This window comes from Caballeronia sp. (assembly GCF_049581465.1).
Lineage (GTDB): Bacteria > Pseudomonadota > Gammaproteobacteria > Burkholderiales > Burkholderiaceae > Caballeronia.
Map to the genome: position 1 here is coordinate 1 of NZ_JBAUSA010000904.1, position 1,765 is coordinate 1,765.

The 1,765-nt window shown below is 59.2% G+C and carries 2 protein-coding genes; one reads left to right on the forward strand and one right to left on the reverse strand.

The features are described 5' to 3' along the window. On the reverse strand, positions 1 to 323 hold a 323-nt coding region (locus tag WCA53_RS22135; RefSeq protein WP_423915603.1), incomplete at its 3' end, for a hypothetical protein. 374 nt (positions 324 to 697) lie between these two features. Between WCA53_RS22135 and WCA53_RS22140 the strand changes: the two genes are divergently transcribed. After that, on the forward strand, positions 698 to 1,762 hold the full coding sequence (locus tag WCA53_RS22140; protein WP_423915604.1) for a glycosyltransferase family 4 protein: 1,065 nt from the start codon (positions 698 to 700) through the stop codon (positions 1,760 to 1,762). Positions 1,763 to 1,765 lie beyond the last annotated feature (3 nt).

Below are 1,765 nucleotides of genomic sequence, written 5' to 3' on the forward strand. Positions count from 1 at the left end.
CCGATGCGGCGAACGTTGAGACGAGAGGCAAATTCCTCGGATGCAATACGAAAGTGCTCGGCCGTGTCACCCGGTGTCTTCGCAGATACAAATTCCGGATCGCTTGTGAGATTGAGTCGACGGATGACGTCGTCGGCTACCTTCTTGGACCTCAAGACTTCGACTTGGCTTTCAACCTGACCTTGGTCGACCGGGATCGCCTGCGCGCCCGAGTCTCCTCCTCCCTGAACTTTCAGTGGCTCGATCAGCAGTTCCGAGCGTCCAACGTAGCTGGGAGATGCAAAGATCAAATATACGACAGCCCCCGCGACCGCGATCAGCATGCTACCGATCATCAGTCGGGCATACTTCCTCCAGAAAATCGCAACGTCTGCACGCGTGAGAACGCGCGCGGGACCGACGCCGGTTTTTGCCTGCAGCTGAATACCGGGTCCCTGTTGCAGCATAGAACTTTGCGTACCCCGCGCTCCCAGAACAGGTAACGTGTCGCAACGCACCGGTGTCCTATTGGTTCCTCGAAGCTTTGTCGCAGGGCGACCCTTTGTCACCAAGTGATCTGCATGCTTCTGACACTGTTGACACCATCGTTCTGAACCTGAACATGCACGCGTTGCCAGCGAGCGGCAAACACACAGGAGCTTGCGCCATTCGTATTCTTCACCTCGCAAATCATTGTCACGAAATCGGCAACGGCATTATGAACGTGGCCGTGGATCTTGCGTGCCTACAGGCAACGGGCGGACATAACGTGTTCTTCGCCAGTGCGGGTGGATCCTATGTCGATTTGATAACTCAGTACGGGGTGTCGCATCTCAACCTGGATCAGCAATGGCGTCAGCCGGTCATGTTGGTCCAATCTTTGTTCCGTCTTCGCTCAATTGTTGAGCAAACGCGCCCGGATATTGTTCATGCCCATATGATGACAGGCGCCATGCTCGCCGCTGCGGCGCGCGTCATGAGCCGCTTTCGGCTGATAACGACGGTACATAACGAGTTCCAGCGAAGTTCGATTCTGATGGGCGTTGGCGATCGGGTGATCGCCGTGAGCACCGCCGTCGCCGAACATTTACAGCGCCGTTGGCTGCCGGATCGAAAGATCCGCGTGGTCCGAAACGGTCCGTTGGGTTCGCCGCGTCGAGGGCTATCAGCAGACGCAACCGCGACCGTTACGCTCGCGCGCCCCGCCATCGTTACCCTGGCCGGCATGTACCATCGTAAGGGCATCGGCGAGCTGATTACTTCTTTTTCCCGAATCGGCGCAGAAGTTGCGGACGCCTCTCTCTACATCATTGGCGACGGACCGAATCGTGCCGAATTCGAAGCGCAGGCGCGGACGACACCGCACGCGGATCGAATCCACTTTCTCGGCTTTTGCCGCGAGCCGGCGCCGCTGCTCGCGCAAGCCGATGTGTTTGTGCTCGCGTCCCGTAAAGATCCAATGCCCTTGGTCATCCCGGAAGCGCGCGAAGCCGGATGCGCAATCGTTGCGACCAATGTTGACGGCATTCCGGAGGGCCTCGATCACGGCAAGGCCGGCATCCTGGTGCCTCCGCGCGATCCGAACGCACTCGCGGTGGCCATCATCGGTTTGCTGACGAATCCCGATAAGCTCGCCGCTTGGCGCGAGCGGGCGCGCAGCAATCTGGATTGGCTGCATGTGGAGCGGACCGCGTTGGAGACGATGCACGTCTACGAGGAGGCGCTGGGCTTGATACGCAGACCTCCCCAGCGCGTCAGCGGAGTCAGCTTGTCAGCTCCCTAGGGC